Raw genomic sequence first — 3,795 nt, 5'->3', positions numbered from 1 at the left:
TGCATGCACCTAATTTGAATCTGGCTAAGCCGATTATTAATTTTACCCCATTTATACTTTTTTATGATATTTTTATTTTGGTAATTCAGGAGTTGTATTTATAAGTCTTTAAATTTCGCCATATTTATTTCTGGAATTAAGCACTTTATGCTTACGTTCCTATTCCAAAATTTTTCTATATATTTCGTTTGTTGAATGATTCCATCAACAACTTTAATTCTAGTTTCAAAATTTTTTGCAAATTTTAGAGGCAACTCTATCTCAAAGAGAATATAGTTAATTCCATTAATTGGATAAATTAATTTTTTCATTTTTTTTTTTAAGGATGAATTGCAACAATAATCTTTGCATTACAAAGGGTTGATTGCGTAAAATAAATCTATTAAGTAAGTGTTTTTTTTTTTTAATCTAAAATATGTAAATTATTCTTTTTTAGATAAATTTTCATTGAGAATAATTTTGATGCACGATGATTAAAAAATGAATTGATCTGTTTTGTTTCCACATACAAATTTTTAAATTACAGCGTTAATTTTACTAGACAAAAGTCTAGAAAAAATATATTATTGTTTTTGATGTGGCTTTAGCAAAAAAAAATAAAAACATTTCATAATTTTCCCAAAGCCTCCAATTCTACTTTTCAATATTTTCTCATATAGCTGTTTGGTAATTTATATTGCAAAGGGAACTTTTAAAAGAACCCATGTGAAAATTTTGAAACTAGAATTTAGTTTATCAATTTCTTTAGATTGATTTTACGGATTTTCAAACACTACCAAATCCAACTGCTATTTTGTTTTTAAGTGCTCAACTAGTTTCAAAATATATAAAAATGGATCCATCAAAGTATTTTCAGTAGAATACTTTATGAATTGAATTTTTTAAAAACAGGATTTGAAACTTACCAATTAAAAAAAATGGGACATAATTAAATTTGGAGATCTGGATGATTAAAATTTCGCTTAATTTCTTTAATGCCAGTCGGAACTGTTTAAACCTATTGTTATAGAAATACTTAAAAAGAAGTCTTATGCTCTGTTATTGCAGCATTACTTTGACTCTAAACAAATTATAATGAATTTTATTTAATAAATACAGCTTTTTGATCTGTTGACTTTATGAGCTTTTAATGCTTTATAAAGGGGGATTATTTTAGATATTCTATCAAAGATTCACGAGATGTACATTCATAATTTTCAGTACGACTTATTTAATTCTTTTGTCTTAATATCCAACAATACTTCTAGCGATAATTGGCGGTGGCATAATATTAGAAAAGTCTCTACATGAAAATGTAAAATAAAATAGGTTTGATTTGTCACTTCTTTATTTTATCGTATGTGAATAAGCGTTTTATTTCTTAACCAAAGTGAATGAAATTAAAAGTTGTAGATATTATTTTTGGCCTCTTAAATTGTTAGTTTTTATAATGAAAACTAACAAAAAAATAAGAAAATTTCGAGTACGAGCTATAGTCCAGCAGCTTTAGGGTTTAATAATTGGAATTAACGCAAAAGGTATGATAAAGCTAAAAAGATATTTTAATATGTTTGGATTTGAGGATAATGATCTAGATAGAATTTTAAATTCATTTCGACTCCAAACATTTAAAAAAAATGAATTTTTTGTAAAGCAAGAAAGAATAGGCAACCATTTAGGTTTTGTTGAAAGCGGTGTTTTTCAATATTACGTTTTGAAAGAAGGTGAAATCAGAACTACCTATGTTTCGATTGAAAATACTTTTATGGCTTCACGTTTCAGTTTCGTAAATGATAGCCCTGCTATTGAAAACGTAAAGGCATTAACAGATGGAAGTATTTGTATTATTAGTAAAGCCAATCTAAAAAAATTGATAAACGAGATTCCAAGTTTTAAAGATTTTTACATTGGTTTTTTAGAAAGTTCCATTTGCAGTATTGATGCTAATCGTCATGATCTTATTTTGCTAAGCGGGGAACAACGATATAATAAAATGTTAAAAGAAGAGCCAGAACTTTTGCAAAAAATTCCCCTTCAATGTTTAGCATCCATACTTGGAGTCACTCCTAGACATTTAAGTCGTATCAGAAATAATATAAGATAGTTTTTTACTGCGAAGTCTTGTTTTTATTTTAGACAAAAAAAATAGAAAAAGAGGTCAAATTAGGAAAGGTAGCCACATTGTTTTTGAATAGATTTTTTAAAATTAAAAGGGAATAAAACTTAAGTAAATTTCTTAGTGGAATAATTTTGGGTCTTTTCAAATTGAAACTTCTGCAAAAAAAGGGTTAATTATTAAAAAGAATATAGTAAACTGTGCATGGATAATTATTTCTTTTTATCAGCATCGTGTCTTCCTGCTACTAGTTTAAAAAAAATATTGTCTTATCTAGAATGAATAGTATGGGAAGACCCAAACTATTTTATAATAATGGCTTGATATTTTCACAATTATTGGATTTACAGTTTTTTTATGATTGCTTTTTATGGCGAAGCCGTCCAAATAAAAGCAACAATTTTAATTTAGCATTAATATAAACCTCTTTTCTGAAATGTTCAAAGAAGTTAGATAGGTGGCGACTAGAAAGTATAGTGCAGCTTCGTTTTACAGAACTTTTTAGTCAACTTTTTTGGACTATCCTACAAATTATATTTTGTTCCAAATTAGAACAACAATTCTTAGTATAAGCATATTCCATGAAAGCATCTGAATAAGTCTTTCTTGATTTTGTAAACAGATATCTCCATTTTTAATAATATATTTTCGATACATTCTAAAATCGTTGAATTTATTTCTTATAAATTACTAAATTTGAAGTTATGAAAAAATCAATCATTATTTTGTTGCATATTGGTTTTTGGATGTGCTATTTACTTTTAATATCAATCATGTTAGCAGTTTTCTATAGAAGCAGCAGTCATGCAGTCGATCAGACCGCACGAATTGTAAATGCCTTCAAATCACTTTTTCTATTTGCGTTTTTTCCTTCATCCATCACATTTTATGCATGTTATTTTATAGTATTCCCAAAATACCTGCAACAAAAAAAGTTTGTAATTTCCATTATTTCCGGTATAGTATTTTCTATAGGTGCTGCAATACTTGCATATATTATAATGCGCTATTTTATAGAATCAGGTCAACTTATTGATATGGATAAAGGAGGTATAAATGGTAGATCTACCGCTATAAGAACAATAATGGCTATGAGCTTTATTGCTTCGATTTGCGGTTTGGCGGCCTTGATTCTTAAAGGTTTTATTACTTGGGTTAAAGAAATAAAATTAAAAGAAGAATTGAAACAAAAAAATCATGAAATAGAAATGGCATTAGTAAAAGCCCAGCTTGATCCTCATTTCTTATTTAACACTTTAAATAATATCGATGTATTGATATTAAAGGATGCCACAGAGGCTTCTAATTATTTAATTAAACTATCCGATATTTTGCGTTTTATGTTATACGAAACTAAAACAGATACAATTTTGCTTAAAAAAGAAATCGAATATATTGAGAAGTATATAGAATTGCAAAAAATAAGAACTGCAAATTCTAATTATGTGAGTTTTAAAATAAATGGTATACAGGATGATCGAACAATAGCGCCAATGATTTTTATTCCATTTATCGAAAATGCCTTTAAGCATAGTACAAATAAGAAAATAGACAATGCTATAAGTGTTGAAGTATTTATTAATAAGGAGAACATCATATTCGTGTGTGAAAATAAATTCGATACAACTCGAAAATTTAAAAAAGAAAGTAATGGTTTAGGAAATAATCTTATTCAAAAACGCCTAAAACTGATTTATCCA

General features: G+C 27.0%; 3 protein-coding genes. 2 read left to right on the top strand and 1 reads right to left on the bottom strand.

Features of this window, described 5'->3' with window-relative positions; translation table 11 throughout:
• Positions 1–98 precede the first annotated feature (98 nt).
• A complete protein-coding gene (locus E0H99_RS17060; RefSeq protein ID WP_131998498.1) occupies positions 99–311 on the bottom strand; it encodes a hypothetical protein in 213 nt (70 codons plus the stop codon).
• Between the two features lie 1,208 nt (positions 312–1,519).
• On the opposite strand from E0H99_RS17060, the gene E0H99_RS17055 reads away from it, so the two are divergent.
• Both E0H99_RS17055 and E0H99_RS17050 read left to right on the top strand, forming a co-directional pair.
• Entirely contained in the window at positions 1,520–2,083 is a 564-nt protein-coding gene (locus E0H99_RS17055; RefSeq protein WP_131998495.1) for a Crp/Fnr family transcriptional regulator, read from the top strand.
• Positions 2,084–2,799: 716 nt separating this feature from the next.
• A partial coding sequence (locus E0H99_RS17050; RefSeq protein WP_131998492.1) for a sensor histidine kinase occupies positions 2,800–3,795 on the top strand: 996 nt, incomplete at its 3' end.

Origin of the sequence: Flavobacterium sp. GT3P67 (genome assembly GCF_004349155.1) — a bacterium.
In the GTDB taxonomy this organism is placed as follows: domain Bacteria; phylum Bacteroidota; class Bacteroidia; order Flavobacteriales; family Flavobacteriaceae; genus Flavobacterium; species Flavobacterium ranwuense.
The sequence above is the reverse complement of the archived record's forward strand: the minus strand, read 5'-3'. Positions and strand labels throughout refer to the sequence as shown.

Excerpts from the sequence above, each read along its gene's own strand:
- E0H99_RS17060 (WP_131998498.1), bottom strand. The coding sequence starts at position 311 with ATGAAAAAATTAATTTATCCAATTAATGGAATTAACTATATTCTCTTT.
- E0H99_RS17055 (WP_131998495.1), top strand. The coding sequence starts at position 1,520 with ATGATAAAGCTAAAAAGATATTTTAATATGTTTGGATTTGAGGATAAT.